The sequence below is a fragment of the Peribacillus sp. QJM3NY_7 genome, from assembly GCF_056173225.1.
Genome location: NZ_CM149663.1, coordinates 979,814 through 996,938 on the forward strand (window position 1 = coordinate 979,814; position 17,125 = coordinate 996,938).

The following is a 17,125-nucleotide window of genomic DNA, read 5'->3' on the forward strand; positions in this document are numbered from 1 at the left end:
TTGAATTTTAAACGATTTCCTATTGATAAGCATAGATAAATCCTTGTAAAACAGAAAATCCCTACCGATGGAAACCGGAAGGGATTTTATTTTAGAATAGGAAGTTAATTAAAAGATAAAGCAAACCAGCTAATGTTGCCGAGATGGGAATGGTAATGAACCAAGTGATGATCATTCTTTTTGCCGTTCCCCATTTTACTCCCTTGACACGATGCGCAGATCCAACACCAAGGATTGAAGACGAAATAACATGGGTTGTACTGACTGGCATGTGTATTACAGTCGCACCGAAAATGATGAAGGCTCCGGTTAAATCGGCAGCAACACCATTGACCGGGCGGATTTTCATGATTTTGCCGCCAACGGTTTTAATGATTTTCCATCCGCCGACGGAAGTTCCAAGTCCCATTGCGAGAGCACAGGAGAACTGAACCCATAAGGCGATATCGGTACTTGATGCATAACCATTTGCAATAAGGGCCATCGTGATGATACCCATCGCTTTTTGTGCGTCGTTCGTTCCGTGGGTATACGATTGAAGTGCTGCAGTAGCAATCTGTATAGTCCGGAATTTTTGGTTTGTTTTTGTCAGGTTATTGTTTTTAAAGACAACTTTAAAGATGCTGTATACGATAAACCCGATTACAAAAGCAATTAACGGGGAGAAGATCAAAGCTTGAAGAATTTTCATGAAACCTTCCCATTTAATTCCAGAGAACCCCGCTGCAGCAATGGCTGCACCAGCAATCGAACCGATCAATGCATGGGAGGAACTGCTTGGTATTCCGTAATACCAGGTTAGAAGGTTCCATATGATAGCGGCAAGCAGGGCAGCCATAATTACATATGAACCATTCGGAAGCGTGAACGGATCCACGATATCCTTCGTTATGGTCTTCGCCACTCCAGTAAATGTCATGGCACCGACGAAATTCATGACGGCTGCCATGATGATGGCATGCCTCGGCTTCAAGGCCTTTGTTGAAACGGCAGTCGCTATTGCATTGGCTGTATCATGAAAACCATTAATGAAGTCAAATGCTAAAGCAAAGAAAACGATTAATATTGTTATAATTAATAAAGTATCCATTTATTGGGGTACTCCTTAGGCGTTTTTCATTATGATTGTTTCAAGTGTATTGGCCACCGCTTGACAGTGATCGGCAATCTCTTCAAGGCTTTCGTAAATTTCTTTATATTGAATGATCCTGATTGGATCTTTTTCAACTGTAAACAAGTTTTTGATTGATTGACGTTGGATTCCGTCACAAACGGATTCAAGATCTTTAATTTTGATTGCATGTTCACGTATCAATGGCAATTTTTTAGTGGATAGTGTATCGACAGCATTTTCAATTTCATAAGTACACTGTTTGATTGCATCCACAAACTTAAGCATATACTCATCTGCATTTACAATTGAGTACATTTCGAATAATGCCGCACAGTGTTCCAAACCGTCTATGACATCATCCATTCTCATGGTTAATTCAAGGATATCCTCCCGTTCGATAGGAGTGATGAAAGCATTGTTCAGCTCTTTGATCACATTATGAACCATTGAATCGCCTTTATGCTCATAGTCTTTCATCGTATCTGAAAATACTTTTAGATCGGAGATATTTTTGAGTTTATAATCCGCGAAATAGTCAGCACCTTCTTTAAGGTTTTGAGCGATGTTAAAAAGCATTACAGCGAATTTGTCTTTTTTTGATTTAAAAGCCATGTTAAAGCCTCCCAATTAGTCATGCAAATTTACGCACTTTAGTCGTACGCTTAGTATTAACAAATTGATTGTAACGAATTCATGTAGGATCCGGGAAGGTTTTTCGACGAAAATTTACAAAATCTTAATAAAACTTTACATAAAAAAACAAGGAAAATTAAAAAAAGGGAAAAACCTGCATTTATAAGGGGGTATTTGTAAAAAAAAGCCTTTCCGATATGGAAAGGCAAAAGGTTCTATAAAAATAAAGCAATCAAGTAGTAAATGACTCCAGCTAAGGAAGCAGAAATTGGCAATGTAATGAACCAAGTGACCAACATGTTTTTTGCGGTTCCCCATTTTACCCCTTTGATGCGGTGCGCAGAACCGACCCCAAGTATTGAAGAAGAAATGACATGAGTCGTGCTGACCGGCATATGCAGGAAGGTTGCACCGAAAATGATCGCTGCTCCAGTTATATCGGCAGCCACACCATTAACCGGGCGGATTTTCATGATTTTACCGCCAACGGTTTTGATGATCTTCCAACCTCCGATCGATGTACCAAGCGCCATGGCTATTGCGCAAGATAATTGTACCCAGAAAGGAACTTCAGAGGTAGAGGCATATCCGTTAGCGATCAAAGCCATCGTGATGATACCCATGGATTTTTGAGCATCATTCGTCCCATGTGTATAAGACTGGATGGCCGCCGTGACAATTTGTATTCTCCTGAATCGTGTATTGGTTTTTCCTAAATTATTATTTTTGAATACTACCTTGAAGATACTGTAAACAATGAATCCAAGCGTAAAGGCAAGGATGGGAGATAGGATCAATGCTTGTACAATTTTAGTGAATCCACTCCATTTAATAGCATCGAATCCACTGGCCACGATGGCCGCTCCAGCTATTGAACCAATGATCGCATGGGAGGAACTGCTTGGAATGCCAAAATACCAAGTGATTAAATTCCATATTATTGCCGAAATTAGTGCAGCAAGGATAACATAAGAACCATTATTCAATGTGAAAGGATCGACGATATCCTTTGTAATGGTATGCGCTACACCGGTAAAGGTAAGTGCTCCCAATAAATTCATGACCGCAGCCATGATGATTGCATGACGTGGTTTAAGTGCCTTGGTTGATACGGCTGTAGCGATGGCGTTAGCCGTATCGTGGAAACCATTGATAAAGTCAAAGACCAAAGCAAAAACAATAATTAGCGCGGTTAAGATGAGAATGCTATTCATACATGGAGGACTCCCTTGATTTCAAGTATGTAAAGTGTATATAGATTATGGCCGATGAATGGGCACAGGACAGCTTGCACTCCTCAATATATAGCATGGGAGTTTTAGTTTTGATTATTCTTAAAAGATGGCACCTTCTTTTTTACATGGTTTAAAGTCGAACTATACTATTGTAACGAATTACATACCTATTAGGATAGATGTTTCGTCATTTTTTTACAAAATATTTAACTTAATGAATGATTAAAAGGTAAAAATGCATCCTTTAATACTTATAAATGGTATTTAAGTGTTGTTTTCGCGCTCAAGGACTTTATAAATCCCGATGCTTATGGTTAGAAATAGAAGGTGGAGGGATGTATAATTGGTAAATAAAAGTAAGGGGGAATGATGGAATGATTTCGAATATTGGGGAAACGATCACCTTACATAATGGAGTTAAAATGCCACAGTTGGGTTTCGGTGTATTTAAAGTGAAAAACGGCAATGAAACGGTTGAGTCCGTCAAAAAAGCGGTCGAAGTCGGTTATCGTGCGATTGATACAGCGGCCATTTATGAAAATGAAGAAGGTGTAGGCCAAGCGATTCGGGAATGCGGAGTGCCACGTGAAGAATTGTTCATAACTTCCAAAGTGTGGAATACCGAGCAAGGATATGATAAGACGCTCAAGGCATTTGAAGATAGTTTAAATCGACTTGGATTGGAATATTTGGATTTATACCTGATCCACTGGCCGGGAAAAGATAAATATCTGGAAACCTGGAGGGCCTTGGAGAAGCTTTATAAGGATGGAAAGGTGAAATCAATCGGTGTAAGTAATTTCCATATTCATCATTTGGAAAATTTACTTGCAAACAGTGAAGTGAAGCCGGTCGTCAATCAAATTGAATTGCATCCACTTTTGACTCAAGTCGAAATTCGTGATTACTGTGAAAAACATGAAATAAAGGTAGAATCTTGGAGCCCGCTAGGCAGAGGGAACCTTTTGGAAGAGCCGACAATTAATCATATAGCAAAGAAGCACGGGAAAAGTCCAGCACAAGTGTTGATTAGATGGCATTTGCAACATGATCTAGTTGTAATACCTAAATCGATTACGCCATCCCGTATCAAGGAAAATGCACAGGTATTTGATTTTTCATTGAGTTTAAATGAAATGAATCAAATAGATGCCTTGAACAAAAATGAACGTTTCGGCAGCAATCCCGATGAACTTTTGTTCTAAAAAGAATACTGCAAATGATAGGAGGGTGTCCCGATAATGGGGCATCCTTTTTCTTTTTGCTTTATGAACATAATTGAGACGAATGCTGCTTATACTAACTATGTGACAAAGTTAAGCCTATGGTATACCCGTTTAATATATCTGATAATCCTGTTTTTATTGCCAAATATTTTTTAAAAAAATTAGGTTTTAGATTAATTAAACGGGGAAAATAATGAGTACAGCAGCAAACAAAAAGAAAAAATTCACTAACACGAGGATTGTCCAATCAGTTACTCAAGGGCTATAGCTAGCTAACACTACCCAATAACTAAACATTCACATTCATTAGATATTGTGCGAATCGGCATCATACCATTTGAATGTAAAGGTTAAAAGTACTGAAAAAAAGCATGACAATATGGAAGTGATTTAATTTCTTGGAGTCTGCTGCAGAAAATCAAAAAATAACTAATTTGAAGGAGGAAATATATTATGGGATTTTTATGGTCATTAATTATCGGAGGTATCATCGGTTGGTTAGCAGGTATGATTGTTGGACGTGACGTACCATTTGGAATTATCGGTAACATTATCGCTGGTTTTGTTGGTGCATGGTTAGGTTCATTAATTCTTGGGAACTGGGGACCTTCAGTGGCAGATTTCGCTATAATTCCAGCATTGATTGGTGCAATCGTATTTGTCTTCATCTTAAGCCTTATCTTAAAAGGCATGAGAAAAGCTTCATAAATACAAAAATAAAGCTGGCCCAAGTGGCCAGCTATTTTTTTATGCCAAAATGAACGGATTTCGTCCCAATATGTGTATATTTCGGCCGTGTAGCGGAAAAACTCGACCCAACATGCAGAAAATCTGTCCGCTGAAAAAAAATACGAGCGACAATTGAGATAATATTAATGAAGAAATAAGAACACCGTCCGGTATGTTACGATGTTCAGAATGTCACAAATTCGAAATTAATTGAGTTTGCAAAAAAGTGTTGATCTCCACTTCAGGCATTCGCTATCCAAGGGCGGCCAGGGAAGCCTCCTCGGCGCACTTGCACCTGTGGGGTCTCTCCTGGACACGATTTCCCGCAGGAGTCTCGTACCATACGCTCCAATCAACTTTGTTTTACCTTTTAGATAGAGCTCCATTTGACTAAAACTCGATAATAATTGATTTTTCCTGAAGTATTTTTGAGTGTTTATAGAATTGAAATGTTGATTTCCTCTCCAGGCACTCGCTTTCCGCGGGCGGTCCGGGAAGCCTCCTCGGCACTTTGCGCCTGCGGTGTCTCCCCTGGACACGTATTCCCGCAGGAGTCTCGTACCTTACGCTCCAATCAACTTTGTTTTACCTTTTAGCTAGAGTTCCATTTGACTAAAACTCGATAATAATTGATTTTTCCTACAGCACATTTTTGAGTATTTATAGAATTGAAAGGTTGATTACCTCTCCAGGCACTTGCTTTCCGCGGGCGGTCCGGGAAGCCTCCTCGGTGCTTTGCGCCTGTGGGGTCTTCCTTGGACACATATTCCCGCAGGAGTCTCGTACCATACGCCCCAATCAACTTTGTTTTACCTTTTAGCTAGAGCCCCATTTGTCTACAAACTCGCTAATAATTGATTTCTCCTACAGTATTTTTGAGTGTTTATAGAATTGAAAGGTTGATTTCCTCTCCAGGCACTCGCTTTCCGCGGGCGGTCCGGGAAGCCTCCTCGGCGCCTCCCCTGGACACGTATTCCCGCAGGAGTCTCGTACCTTACGCTCCAATCAACTTTGTTTTACCTTTTAGATAGAGCTCCATTTGACTACAAACTCGCTAATAATTGATTTTTCCTACAGCACATTTTTGAGTATTTATAGAATTGAAATGTTGATTACCTCTCCAGGCACTTGCTTTCCGCGGGCGGTCCGGGAAGCCTCCTCGGTGCTTTGCGCCTGTGGGGTCTTCCTTGGACACATATTCCCGCAGGAGTCTCGTACCATACGCTCCAATCAACTTTGTTTTACCTTTTAGAAAGAGTTTCATTTGACTACAAACTCGATAATAATTGATTTTCCTACAGTATTTTTGAGTGTTTATAGAATTGAAATGTTGATTACCTCTCCGGGCATTCGCTTTCCGCGGGCGGTCCGGGAAGCCTCCTTGGCGCACTTGCGCCTGTGGGGTCTCCCCTGGACACGATTTCCCGCAGGAGTTCCGTACCATACTTTGTTTTGAAATTTAGCTAGATCTCTTTTGGACAAGCTCGAACACCGTCCGAAATGGCACGGTGTTTTTTATTTCTGTTTAAATGAGATCGAATATTTCGGGTCTATCAATGAAAGGAGCTTCAACGAACATTTTTTCTTCTGAAATGGGATGGATGAATTCGATTTTCCTTGCATGCAGGGCTTGACGTGGAAATGTCTTTTTTCCGCCATACAATGTATCTCCGGCCAAGGGATGGTTCAAATGACTGAAATGCACCCTGATCTGGTGGGTTCGGCCGCTTTCCAGGGTGCAGCTGACGAGGGTCAAGTTTTTCTTGGAATCACGGTTAAGCACCCGATAATGGGTGACTGCCGTCTGGCCAGTAGGGGAAACCCTTCGTCTAGTGGCATGGTGGCGGTCACGTCCAATTTTTTCTTTAATTTCTCCTTCATCCTTTTTAATGTTTCCTTCGACTAAAGCTAGGTAAGTCCGCTTGATTTCCCTTTCTTCCAACATTCTATCCAGCATGGACCCAATGAGGCGGTTTTTGGCAAAAAGGACCGCACCGGTGGTATCTTTATCAAGCCTATGAATATGCTTGATCATACAGGTCTGGCTGGTTTTTTGAAGATGGTGTGCAACTCCATTGAGGAGGGAGTGTGCGTCACCCGGTTGAGAAGGGTGGGTTTCCATTCCAGCCGGCTTATTGGCTATCAACAACACATCATCTTCATATAAGATGGTAATTCCTAAGTCTGCGGCTTGAACTGTTTCATTTTCAGCGTGATCCAATAAGGGGATGCTGATCGTATCTCCTTCATTGAGGATAGTTGACCAGGTGACGTAATTCCCGTTCATTGACACTTCTTTACTCATCCTCCATTCATGCACTAATTTTTTCGGGGCCTTCCAACGCTCCCTGAAAAGCTTTTCCAATGTTAATCCATTCCAACTTTGGAGAACATCAATTATTAAATGTTGGTTAGTTATTTTGAAATTTTCCAATTTAACTCCTACTTTCGACTCGTTTGGTTGTGCTTGAATGAAAAAAATCTATAATAATTATGGATATGGTATAAAAAAGTAACCTTGGGCCTATTGCTAAGATTTTCAGTGGTGGAAATTACCACATATTTTTTACAATATTTATGTTATTCTATGGGGAAAGAAATCCCTTGTCCTAGAATATACATATAATAGATAGGTCTAACGGATCTGAAAAAAGGTGGTTTTTTTAGTGAAGACGGTCTTTTCTTCAACGGAAGAACAAGAGCAAGAAATAGCGAGTCTCGTGTCTCGTTTCTACGAATCTGTATTTCCAAAGTACTTTACGGAAAGTGAAATCCTTCATTTTCGTGAGATTGGCGTTTTAGAGCCCAATCAAAGTTCTGTTACTTACTTGGCAACATTAAGAGACGCATTTCAAGTAATGACATGTCTTCAAGTCCTTATGTCGATATTAGACAAACAAAAGAGGGTGATGGAACCTAAGTCTGAAGAATTGTTCCAACATAACATCACTCTATTGAATGAATGCGGAATATTCTTCCCCTTTTATTATGACCATTTTTCAAGTATAAACCTTGAAGCGAATAATGAAATGCAGATGATGGACATCCAGGTGGCGAATCAATATTTAGTATAAGGCAAAAAAAATGAGCCGGCTATAACGGGAGAAGCATTTCCGTTAGGGCCGGCTCATTTTTTCATCCTTAATTAATATCGTGGTCCTCGAACCATTTCTCGAACGTTACTTCATCTTTAAATCCGACGATTCGTTCTTGTTCTTTGCCATTTTTATAATGAACGATGGTAGGAGTCTTTTTGATGGCATAGTCCCTCCATCCTTGTTCAAACTCCAAAAGATTGAATTGAACAAGATCAATACCCAATTTTTCTGCCAAAGGTGCCACGACTGGTGTGGTTTTTTGACTGATTGAGTTCGTAGGACTATAGAAATAAACGGTCACGTCTTTACTATCTTGGAGGTCCTGCTCCAACTCTACAGGAAGAATCAAATTTTGATAATTGGGGTCATCCAGCTGATCGACAGTAGCGGGTTTAAGCTTATCCTTGCCGTATGGATTTCCTTTTGATTTTTCTTCTTTTTTCAAGTTTGTAAAAACGCCCAGCAGGACAAAAAGGGCGACGATTATCACTAAAAATATAGCCATTTTCTTCATTAAGCTGCAACCTCCTTGGATCTTGTCCATACGATGTAAAAATAATGACGAATGCAGTCAAGGCTAGAACGTGATGGTGATAAAACCAATACGTTTATATATTATCCTGTACCTGGAACCCTTCTCATGCAAGGGTGTGGTCGGGAAAGAATGAATCCTTTTTTATCAAGTAATGGTACGTGGAAATGAATGCACCGATAGCGGACGATATCATGGTATAAAAACTGATCCAATAATCTTTTCGAATGATTGCAATTCCTGATATGACCGTAAAAGGATACATGATGATCCGCTGATACCAACAGAGTGCACAAGGTTCGTATTGCTTAATTTCAGAAAAATATAAGCTTCCAAACATCGCAATGATGGAAGCAGCCCAGGCTGCAAATAATAAGTTTTCCACACTGCGTTTTGTATTGTTCATGGTTCCTCTTCCCCATCTCTTTTTACTCTCATGAAAAGTATAGTATGTAAGGACCGCGTCTGTAAAATATATATTCTTTTAACGGACATTCAGAATGTTATTATTTGAAATCAATGGGTAGGTTCGGTTGTTTTAATTTTTGAATAAGGGGTATAATTCTTATGGAAGAGATTAAAGGAGTCTGAGGAAAATGCCTAATTTGGACCTGCATAAATATGAAAAAATAATGGAAATACGTAATACGAGGCTAGGAGACATAGATGAAATAATTGCTTTGCAGTCGAGTTGCTTTCCGGGAATGGTTCCCTGGAAGCGAGATCAGCTTGAGAGCCATCTGGCAATTTTTCCAGAAGGGCAGTTTGTGGCTGAATATGATGGAAAAGTGATTGGTTCATGTTCCAGCCTCATTATTAATTTTGACGAATATGATGACCGCCATACATGGGATGATGTAACCGATAATGGGTACATCACGAATCATAATCCGGACGGTTATAATTTATATGGAATCGAGGTCATGGTCCATCCTGAGTTCCGCAGGATGAAAATTGGTCAAAGACTATATGATTCAAGGAAAGAACTTGTTGCCCACTTGAATTTAAAAAGCATCATTATCGGGGGCAGGATTCCCAATTACCATAAACATGCGGAGGAACTCTTACCAAGGGAGTATGTAAAAGAAGTTCAATTGCACAAAATATATGATCCGGTTCTTTCGTTCCAGCTTTTAAATGGGTTCACGCTTATGAGGATCAATCCGAATTATTTGCCGGACGATCTGCAATCCAATAAGTATGCTACGCTCATGGAGTGGAATAACGTTGATTATCAGCCGAAAACAAAACGTTATTATAAAACATCGGAACCGGTTCGGATTTGCGTCGTGCAATACATGCTGCGTAAAATCGATTCATTCGATGACTTCGCTAACCAAGTCGAGTATTTCACCGACGTTGCTTCGGATGCCAATGCGGATTTCGCCGTGTTCCCGGAATTGTTCACGACCCAACTGATGTCTTTCTTGAATGAAAGATCACCAAGCTTGGCTGTCAGGAAACTGTCGGATTTCACGGAGCAGTACATTGAATTGTTTACCACTTTAGCTGTAAGGTATAACGTCAATATCATCGGCGGTTCCCATTTCGTTAAAGAAGATGATGATAATATCTATAATATCGCTTATTTATTCCGTCGCGATGGAACGATTGAAAAGCAATATAAAATTCATATTACACCGAATGAAAGAAAATGGTGGGGTATTAACGCAGGTGACCGCGTTCGTGTCTTTGATACGGATTGTGGTAAGATCGCCATACAAATTTGTTATGATATTGAGTTCCCTGAACTCGCCCGGATTGCTACCGACATGGGAGCCAAAATCATATTCACTCCCTTTTGTACTGAAGACAGGCAAGGCTACCTGCGAGTTCGCTATTGTGCCCAGGCCCGTGCCGTGGAAAACCAAATTTATACCGTCATTTCCGGAACGGTTGGAAATCTCCCGCAAACGGAAAATATGGATATCCAATATGCCCAATCGGGAATCTTCTCTCCTTCGGATTTCGAATTTGCACGTGACGGCATAGTTGGGGAAACCAGCCCGAACCTTGAGATGGTCCTGATTGGCGATGTCGATTTGGAAATCTTAAGGCGGGAGCGTCAGTCCGGTACTGTGAAGCAATTGAAAGATCGCCGTCATGATATTTACCATCTGCATTACAAAGATGGCGGGAAATAAATAGGAAGAAAACGGCTCGTGATGTGAAGAACACTGGGTTAGGTTCTTTTCATTACGAGCCTTTACTTCATTTATTGGAATAAATATGATAATTTTGTATATGTAAGACAGATACATAATAATTACAAATAAGGCGTTTGGGAGGAGATGTTGGAGATGGATTGGAAATCTTTATACACTACTTGGGCAGGGTACCAGAATTTAAATGGGGAATTACGTGTCCTCCTTGAGGAAATGCAGCGGGATGAAGCACAACTCGAAGATGCCTTTTACAAAAATTTAGAGTTTGGAACAGGCGGAATGCGTGGGGAAATCGGAGCGGGAACGAACCGGATGAATCTTTATACTGTAAGGAAGGCAACGGTTGGGTTGGCTCAATATATCTCTTCGTTTGGGGAAGAAGCAAAAGGAAGAGGGGCTGTGATCGCTTATGATTCGAGACATAAGTCCCCGGAATTTGCACTCGAAGCGGCTAAGACCTTGGCTACATTTGGGGTGAAGGCTTATTTATTCGATGAATTGCGTCCAACTCCAGAATTGTCATTTGCGGTTCGCGAGCTGAATGCTTTTGCTGGAATCGTCATCACGGCGAGCCACAATCCGCCTGAATATAATGGTTACAAGGTTTATGGGTCAGATGGAGCACAATTGCCGCCGGAAGCAGCGGATCAGGTGATCGGCTATGTGAATGCCATTGAAAGTGAGCTTGAAATTCAGGTTGAAGAAGCTGAAGTCCTTAAAGGGCAGGGCCTCATCGAAATGATTGGGGAGGAACTGGACGCTGCCTATAATCGTGAGCTGCTGACGGTTCCTGAGAATCCGCAGCTTGCCGAGGAAATAGATGTGTCAATCGTCTTTACGCCGCTTCATGGAACGGCAAATAAATCCGTCAGGCGGGCACTGCAAAGCTTAGGGTATCAAAATTTGAATATCGTTAAGGAGCAGGAATTGCCGGATCCGGATTTTTCGACAGTTCAGTCTCCAAATCCAGAGGAACCAGCTGCATTTGAAATGGCCATCGAGCTTGGAAACAAGGTGGAGGCAGACTTATTGATAGCAACGGACCCAGATGCCGATCGGCTTGGAATTGCCGTTAAAAACGAGATGGGTCAATATGTTGTCCTGACTGGAAATCAAACAGGTGCACTTTTCCTGGACTATTTACTGTCCCAGAAAAAAGAGAAAGGAAAGATTCCCCAAAATGGAGTCGTCTTAAAAACCATCGTCACTTCGGAAATCGGTCGGACGATTGCCGAGTCTTATGGCTTGAAGACGGTTGATGTACTTACCGGGTTCAAGTTCATCGCCGAGAAAATAAATCAGTATCATGAAAGCGGGGAAAGTAGCTTCTTGTTCGGATATGAAGAAAGCTACGGTTATCTGATTAAAGACTTTGCACGTGATAAGGATGCCATTCAAGCTGCAGTGCTTGCTGTCGAGGTCTGTGCCCATTATAAAAAGCAGGGATTGACACTATATGAAGGGTTGCTGAATGTGTTTGAAAAGTACGGCTTTTACTTGGAAGGTTTGCGTTCATTGACTTTAAAGGGCATTGAGGGAGCGAAACAGATTCAAGGAATATTGAATCAATTCCGTCAAAATCCTCCTTCCCGAATAGCTGGCATTCCGGTAGTCATTGAAGAAGATTACCAAAGCAGCAAGAAGCGGACATTACTTTCAAATGATGAAGAATTGATCGAGCTTCCGAAATCAAATGTATTAAAGTATTTCCTTGAGGATGGTACATGGGTTTGCCTGCGTCCTTCAGGCACCGAACCGAAAATTAAATTCTATTTCGGTGTCCAAGGCAAATCAATGCAAGAAGCTGAGTCCAAGTTATCGGGAGTCATGGAAGATTTCATGAGCAAGATTGAAGCATTGGTTTAAATGTATGAAAGCTAAACGAAAGACTTCCTCGGTCTTTCGTTTTTTTTGATTTTTAGTTGAATGAAAAATCAAAATTCTAGGAAATTCCGTTTCGGTTTTGGTATACTGTATTGGCGACTGATCTCGGAAACATCGGGAATAATGGAGGTTTAATTCATGAAATTAGTAATCATTAATGGTTCACCACGTAAACAAGGGCGTACAGGGATTGCCTCACGCTACATATCCAAGAAATACGGAGCGGAACTTATTGATTTAAGCAATAGCGAAATCCCTTTATATTCAGGTGAAGGTGAGCAATATCAATTGGAAGTGATTCAAGGGCTCAGGAAAAGCATCGAGGAAGCTGATGGCGTAATTCTGACCTCTCCGGAATATCATGGTTCCATGAGCGGAGCCTTGAAAAATGCCTTGGATTTTTTAAGCAGTGAACAATTCACGCATAAACCTGTCGCCCTATTGGCTGTCTCCGGGGGAGGAAAAGGCGGGATCAATGCCTTGAATTCCATGAGGACAGTGGGTCGAAGCCTTTATGCAAATGTGATCGCCAAACAATTGGTTCTGGATCCGCATTGCTTCGATTACGAAAATGATGGTTTATTTGAAGAGTCTGCGGTACTTGTTGAAGGTATGATCGAAGAGCTTAAAATGTATTCAACTGCATATGCTACAATGAAAAAATGATGAAATGAGGGTCAGGTATTCAATACCTGACCCTTCCTTGTTTTTATAGGGTTTCACCAGCCAAAGTTATATCCCCGATAATTAATCCTCTTGTATAAATTTTCCCGATTTGCAAAAACTATAGTTGATTTTAGCTTGGAAGTTCACTTAAATAATCACTTGTTTTTTCTGCCGCATGATCCAGATAACGAAGCAGTGCATACAGCTGGGATTGAACGATTTGATAATCATGCTCAAACCTGTAAGCGTGCAAGAAATGTTCTATTTTTTTCGAAAGAAAGTGATCTTTCGTCCGAACCATCAATACTAACAAGCTGTCCCAATCAGAACGGTGTGTGTGAAACAATGCCTGATCATAATCCGCAATCCTCATGTTCTCTCCCCCTTAATAAGGAGCTATTTGTATTTTGTTCAGATCTGACAGAACATTTCCTTACAATAAGTGGCGATGTAATTGGACCGCGGTTGTTGCTTTTTACCTGAATAAAAATAAAAGGTGAGTACATGAGAAAAATAATGGTAATTGGAATATTGGTGCTTCTTTTTTTCCCTGAACCATCGCTGGCAGCAGAAGTGTATTCCCCTGAACAGATGGAAATGGATTTGCAAGAAATCCAAAAGCAGTATGAATTGGACGTTCGAATAATCGGACAAACTGAAAAGGGGAAAAATATAAAGGCAGTCAAGTTAGGGAAAGGAAAAAAATCGATTTTGCTGGTGGGATCACATCATGGACGGGAATGGCTCAGTTCCATACTTTTAATGCGTATGCTTGAAGGGTATGCAGCCGCCTATCGAGCGGGCAAACCTATTGGAGAATTTCCGTCGGAATCATTGGATGAAGTGAGCATCTGGTTCATCCCGATGCTTAATCCAGATGGAGTGAGCATCCAGCAAGGAGATTTATCCAATTTAAATGTTCTTGAAAAGGCTGCAGTATGGAAAATGAACCGATATAGCAGGAATTGGTCCAGGTGGAAAGCCAACGCTAAAGGCATTGATTTGAATAGGCAATATCCGGCTGGATGGAAAGAAGTAATGAATCGTGAAACAAAACCGACGTATCAATTTTATAAAGGCGGACAACCACTGGAAGCAGCCGAAGTAAAAGCGCTTACGGATTTCACGAAGGAGGTCGATCCCCTTATTGCTGTTTCCTATCATACTTCAGGAAGGGAAATCTTTTGGCATTACAAAAATAAACGGAAAAATATGGTGAGGGATTATGGGATTGCCAAAAAGACTGCCGAAATGACGGGGTATGAACTGACCTTTCCGGAGAAAGAAGCGGTAGGAAGCGGATTTACTGATTGGTTCATAACTGAATTCAGCCGCCCGGGAATGACGATCGAACTTAGTTATTTAGTGGATGAAACCAATCCGCCGTTGACTGTGTTTCCTGAGGAATGGAAGAGGAATCGATTAGTTGGCATCATGCTTGTAAAAGAAGCGGGGCAGCTGCATAACAACTGAACATTTTTACATAATAATACTAAGCGGAAAGTATGAGGAGGAAAAGATTTTGAAAAAAATCATCGTGATGCTAATGGGGATTTTTTTGATCATACAAGCAGGATCCATTTCAGCACAGGCCCAAAAACCCGATTACGAAAAATACGGAAAGATTGCGATTACGGTAGTGCAGGCAGATTATCCTGAAGTTGAGATTACTGACTACGAATATAAAGGCAGAAAAACTGTAGCGAAAAATCTCGTCGAAGACGATTTCAGATTTTTGGTCGAGGATAAAGGTCAGGACTTCAATGTCATCGTGACCGTACAACATGATTTGAAAAATGAAAAATTACTTAGTTTGAAGGTTACGGAGCAAAAAGGAAAGTGAGATCAGGACAAACCGAAATTCCAGGTAGGCATCTTACCGAACATCTTCACCTCGAGAAGATGTTTTTTTCTGATTTCTTTTAAAAGTAGTCCGGAAAAGGGGGATATCGGATTCGTTGTTATTCCAATACGGTCAGCTGTCATGAAGTTTTCATTGCATTTATGGGCAGCTAACCAGTATAGTTAGTATCAGATTGAAACAATAAGCTTGATTGTAGGGGTATTAGAAAATGAGAAAGTTTAAGAAAGTTTATGTGGAAATTACGAATATATGTAATTTGAAGTGTAATTTTTGCCCAAGTTCCAGCTTGCAAAGGACCCTTAAATTCATGGATCCCGAAGGGTTTACGGATGTTATCAAGAAAATCAAACCACACACCGATCATATTTATTTTCATCTGATGGGTGAACCGTTTTTAAATAAAAATTTGGGTACATTCCTGGATATCAGTGCTGAAAATGACCTGAAGGTTAATATTACAACGAACGGTACTTTGATTCAAAAGGTCAAAGACAAGCTGCTCTCCAAAAAAGCCCTCCGGCAGGTGAATATTTCACTTCATAGCTTTGAGGCAAACGATACGACCAATAGTCTTGACTCTTATGTCAGTAATATTGCCGATTTTATAAATGAAGCAAATGAAAAAAGTGAAGTGATCTGTGCCATTCGTTTATGGAATATGGATACGGCTGAATTAAAAGCGAGTAATGGCCTGAACGATGATATTCTAAGCATGCTGGAGGAGAAGCTTTCATTGGACATTCGCTTAAGTGAAGCTCTTCAGCAAAAGAATAATATTAAGTTAAGGGACCGGGTTTATATAAATATGGCCGAAAAATTCGAGTGGCCGGAATTGGACCGTGACATTATTGATGAAAATATTTTCTGCTATGCTCTTAGAGATCAGTTAGGTATCTTGGTGGATGGTACAGTCGTACCTTGTTGTTTGGATAGTGAAGGGAAAATACCGCTTGGAAATATATTCGAAACATCACTTGAAGACATTTTAAATGGTGAACGGGCTAAAAATATGTATGATGGTTTCTCAAGAAGATGTGCAGTTGAAGAATTATGTAAACGATGTGGCTACGCAAAGCGTCATAAAAAATAAATGAAGGAAAATTACGGAGTTCACCTTCGTGGTTTCAGACTGTAGACAAACTTGATGAAAAATCAGTTTGCCTGCAGTTGTTTTATTTAAAAGTGCAGTTGATTTCAGAAATCCGCTCCCTTTCTGCCGACTGTCTGCCAAGCCTCCTCAGCGCAAGCGCTTGTGGGGTCTCGGCTAGCCAGTAATTCAGCAGGAGTGTCGCAAATTTTTTCAATCCAATGAGAATTACAGTAAAAAACCATCCTCACTATTCGGTTCGAACCCCATTTTGTCGCCAAACCTCAGGCATGGAGTCCATCTCCATGCCTGAAGTTTTATATTTAAAAGGTTCAGAAATCCGCTCCCTTTCCGCCGATTGTCTGCCAAGCCGCATCAAAGCAAGCGTCTGTGGGGTCTCGGCTAGCCGGTAAATTCGGCAGGAGCGTCGCAAATTTCTTCAATCCAACGAGATTAGGCAGTAAAAAAACATGAAAGATAATCAAGTTTATTTTTAAAACCTTGGTTCAGGGCGAGACAATCCGAACTCCTTTTGTCGAAAAATTGATGGAACCTCCAGACTGTAGAATTGGAGAAGAGCCAGTTTCCCTACAATATTCTTTTGAAAAAAGTTCCAGTTGATTGGAGCGGGTGTTCGAGACTCCTGCGGGAAAAGCGTGTCGAGGGAGACCCCACAGTCGCAAGGAGCGCTGAGGTGGCTCCCGGACCGCCCGCGGAAAGCGAGTGCCTGGAGTGGAAATCATTACACATACCCCTTTCGGAAATCCGCTCCCTTTTCCGCCGATTGTCTGCCAAGCCGCATCAAAGCAAGCGTCTGTGGGGTCTCGGCTAGCCGGTAAATTCGGCAGGAGCGTCGCAAATTTCTTCGATCCAACGAGATTAGGCAGTAAAA

General features: G+C 41.0%; 16 protein-coding genes. 9 read left to right on the plus strand and 7 right to left on the minus strand.

Annotated features, from left to right (window positions below):
* Positions 1 to 91: 91 nt before the first annotated feature.
* The 3 genes from AC0VX1_RS04640 to AC0VX1_RS04650 all read right to left on the minus strand — a co-directional run bounded on the left by AC0VX1_RS04640 (position 92) and on the right by AC0VX1_RS04650 (position 2,961).
* Positions 92 to 1,090, minus strand: coding sequence for an inorganic phosphate transporter (locus tag AC0VX1_RS04640; protein WP_413023809.1), 999 nt, complete (start codon positions 1,088 to 1,090; stop codon positions 92 to 94).
* 15 nt (positions 1,091 to 1,105) lie between these two features.
* Positions 1,106 to 1,726, minus strand: a complete 621-nt coding sequence (locus AC0VX1_RS04645; protein ID WP_034315087.1) for a DUF47 domain-containing protein — start codon at positions 1,724 to 1,726, stop codon at positions 1,106 to 1,108.
* Positions 1,727 to 1,962: 236 nt separating this feature from the next.
* A complete protein-coding gene (locus tag AC0VX1_RS04650) occupies positions 1,963 to 2,961 on the minus strand; it encodes an inorganic phosphate transporter (RefSeq protein ID WP_475470107.1) in 999 nt (332 codons plus the stop codon).
* 395 nt (positions 2,962 to 3,356) lie between these two features.
* Between AC0VX1_RS04650 and AC0VX1_RS04655 the strand changes: the two genes are divergently transcribed.
* On the plus strand, positions 3,357 to 4,187 hold the full coding sequence (locus tag AC0VX1_RS04655; protein WP_475470109.1) for an aldo/keto reductase: 831 nt from the start codon (positions 3,357 to 3,359) through the stop codon (positions 4,185 to 4,187).
* Between the two features lie 474 nt (positions 4,188 to 4,661).
* Entirely contained in the window at positions 4,662 to 4,916 is a 255-nt protein-coding gene (locus tag AC0VX1_RS04660) for a GlsB/YeaQ/YmgE family stress response membrane protein (RefSeq protein WP_170946860.1), read from the plus strand.
* A 1,546-nt stretch (positions 4,917 to 6,462) separates the two neighbouring features.
* Here the strand turns inward: AC0VX1_RS04660 and AC0VX1_RS04665 are convergent.
* Positions 6,463 to 7,371, minus strand: a complete 909-nt coding sequence (locus AC0VX1_RS04665) for an RluA family pseudouridine synthase (protein WP_475470112.1) — start codon at positions 7,369 to 7,371, stop codon at positions 6,463 to 6,465.
* Between the two features lie 232 nt (positions 7,372 to 7,603).
* On the opposite strand from AC0VX1_RS04665, the gene AC0VX1_RS04670 reads away from it, so the two are divergent.
* The gene (locus AC0VX1_RS04670; RefSeq protein ID WP_057275650.1) at positions 7,604 to 8,011 is read left to right on the plus strand and encodes a DUF5365 family protein; all 408 of its coding nucleotides are present in this window, start codon (positions 7,604 to 7,606) and stop codon (positions 8,009 to 8,011) included.
* A 67-nt stretch (positions 8,012 to 8,078) separates the two neighbouring features.
* Here AC0VX1_RS04670 and AC0VX1_RS04675 read toward each other — a convergent pair whose 3' ends face one another.
* On the minus strand, positions 8,079 to 8,549 hold the full coding sequence (locus AC0VX1_RS04675) for a thioredoxin family protein (RefSeq protein WP_475470114.1): 471 nt from the start codon (positions 8,547 to 8,549) through the stop codon (positions 8,079 to 8,081).
* Between the two features lie 124 nt (positions 8,550 to 8,673).
* On the minus strand, positions 8,674 to 8,973 hold the full coding sequence (locus tag AC0VX1_RS04680) for a disulfide oxidoreductase (protein WP_222620111.1): 300 nt from the start codon (positions 8,971 to 8,973) through the stop codon (positions 8,674 to 8,676).
* A gap of 190 nt (positions 8,974 to 9,163) precedes the next feature.
* On the opposite strand from AC0VX1_RS04680, the gene AC0VX1_RS04685 reads away from it, so the two are divergent.
* The 3 genes from AC0VX1_RS04685 to AC0VX1_RS04695 all read left to right on the plus strand — a co-directional run bounded on the left by AC0VX1_RS04685 (position 9,164) and on the right by AC0VX1_RS04695 (position 13,282).
* Positions 9,164 to 10,711, plus strand: a complete 1,548-nt coding sequence (locus AC0VX1_RS04685) for a carbon-nitrogen hydrolase family protein (protein ID WP_063577224.1) — start codon at positions 9,164 to 9,166, stop codon at positions 10,709 to 10,711.
* 156 nt (positions 10,712 to 10,867) lie between these two features.
* A complete protein-coding gene (locus tag AC0VX1_RS04690; protein ID WP_413023803.1) occupies positions 10,868 to 12,598 on the plus strand; it encodes a phospho-sugar mutase in 1,731 nt (576 codons plus the stop codon).
* Between the two features lie 156 nt (positions 12,599 to 12,754).
* Positions 12,755 to 13,282, plus strand: coding sequence for an NADPH-dependent FMN reductase (locus AC0VX1_RS04695; RefSeq protein WP_098186036.1), 528 nt, complete (start codon positions 12,755 to 12,757; stop codon positions 13,280 to 13,282).
* Positions 13,283 to 13,412: 130 nt separating this feature from the next.
* Here AC0VX1_RS04695 and AC0VX1_RS04700 read toward each other — a convergent pair whose 3' ends face one another.
* The gene (locus tag AC0VX1_RS04700) at positions 13,413 to 13,655 is read right to left on the minus strand and encodes a YhdB family protein (RefSeq protein WP_048689737.1); all 243 of its coding nucleotides are present in this window, start codon (positions 13,653 to 13,655) and stop codon (positions 13,413 to 13,415) included.
* 131 nt (positions 13,656 to 13,786) lie between these two features.
* Here AC0VX1_RS04700 and AC0VX1_RS04705 point away from each other — a divergent pair, with 131 nt between their 5' ends.
* From AC0VX1_RS04705 to AC0VX1_RS04715, 3 genes are all read left to right on the plus strand, one after another.
* A complete protein-coding gene (locus AC0VX1_RS04705; protein WP_413009301.1) occupies positions 13,787 to 14,755 on the plus strand; it encodes a M14 family zinc carboxypeptidase in 969 nt (322 codons plus the stop codon).
* A gap of 49 nt (positions 14,756 to 14,804) precedes the next feature.
* Positions 14,805 to 15,125 carry a DUF3889 domain-containing protein gene (locus tag AC0VX1_RS04710; RefSeq protein ID WP_413009302.1) on the plus strand — a complete coding sequence of 107 codons (321 nt, stop codon included), beginning with the start codon at positions 14,805 to 14,807 and terminating at the stop codon, positions 15,123 to 15,125.
* A 229-nt stretch (positions 15,126 to 15,354) separates the two neighbouring features.
* Complete coding sequence (locus AC0VX1_RS04715; RefSeq protein WP_034315057.1) at positions 15,355 to 16,236, plus strand: radical SAM/SPASM domain-containing protein; 882 nt, start codon at positions 15,355 to 15,357, stop codon at positions 16,234 to 16,236.
* The last annotated feature ends 889 nt before the right edge of the window (positions 16,237 to 17,125 follow it).

Bases quoted from the DNA above. Each gene is read 5' to 3' on its own strand.
- AC0VX1_RS04640 (WP_413023809.1), bottom strand. From the start codon at position 1,090: ATGGATACTTTATTAATTATAACAATATTAATCGTTTTCTTTGCTTTA.
- AC0VX1_RS04645 (WP_034315087.1), bottom strand. From the start codon at position 1,726: ATGGCTTTTAAATCAAAAAAAGACAAATTCGCTGTAATGCTTTTTAAC.
- AC0VX1_RS04650 (WP_475470107.1), bottom strand. From the start codon at position 2,961: ATGAATAGCATTCTCATCTTAACCGCGCTAATTATTGTTTTTGCTTTG.
- AC0VX1_RS04655 (WP_475470109.1), top strand. From the start codon at position 3,357: ATGATTTCGAATATTGGGGAAACGATCACCTTACATAATGGAGTTAAA.
- AC0VX1_RS04660 (WP_170946860.1), top strand. From the start codon at position 4,662: ATGGGATTTTTATGGTCATTAATTATCGGAGGTATCATCGGTTGGTTA.
- AC0VX1_RS04675 (WP_475470114.1), bottom strand. From the start codon at position 8,549: ATGAAGAAAATGGCTATATTTTTAGTGATAATCGTCGCCCTTTTTGTC.
- AC0VX1_RS04680 (WP_222620111.1), bottom strand. From the start codon at position 8,973: ATGAACAATACAAAACGCAGTGTGGAAAACTTATTATTTGCAGCCTGG.
- AC0VX1_RS04685 (WP_063577224.1), top strand. From the start codon at position 9,164: ATGCCTAATTTGGACCTGCATAAATATGAAAAAATAATGGAAATACGT.
- AC0VX1_RS04690 (WP_413023803.1), top strand. From the start codon at position 10,868: ATGGATTGGAAATCTTTATACACTACTTGGGCAGGGTACCAGAATTTA.
- AC0VX1_RS04695 (WP_098186036.1), top strand. From the start codon at position 12,755: ATGAAATTAGTAATCATTAATGGTTCACCACGTAAACAAGGGCGTACA.
- AC0VX1_RS04700 (WP_048689737.1), bottom strand. From the start codon at position 13,655: ATGAGGATTGCGGATTATGATCAGGCATTGTTTCACACACACCGTTCT.
- AC0VX1_RS04705 (WP_413009301.1), top strand. From the start codon at position 13,787: ATGAGAAAAATAATGGTAATTGGAATATTGGTGCTTCTTTTTTTCCCT.
- AC0VX1_RS04715 (WP_034315057.1), top strand. From the start codon at position 15,355: ATGAGAAAGTTTAAGAAAGTTTATGTGGAAATTACGAATATATGTAAT.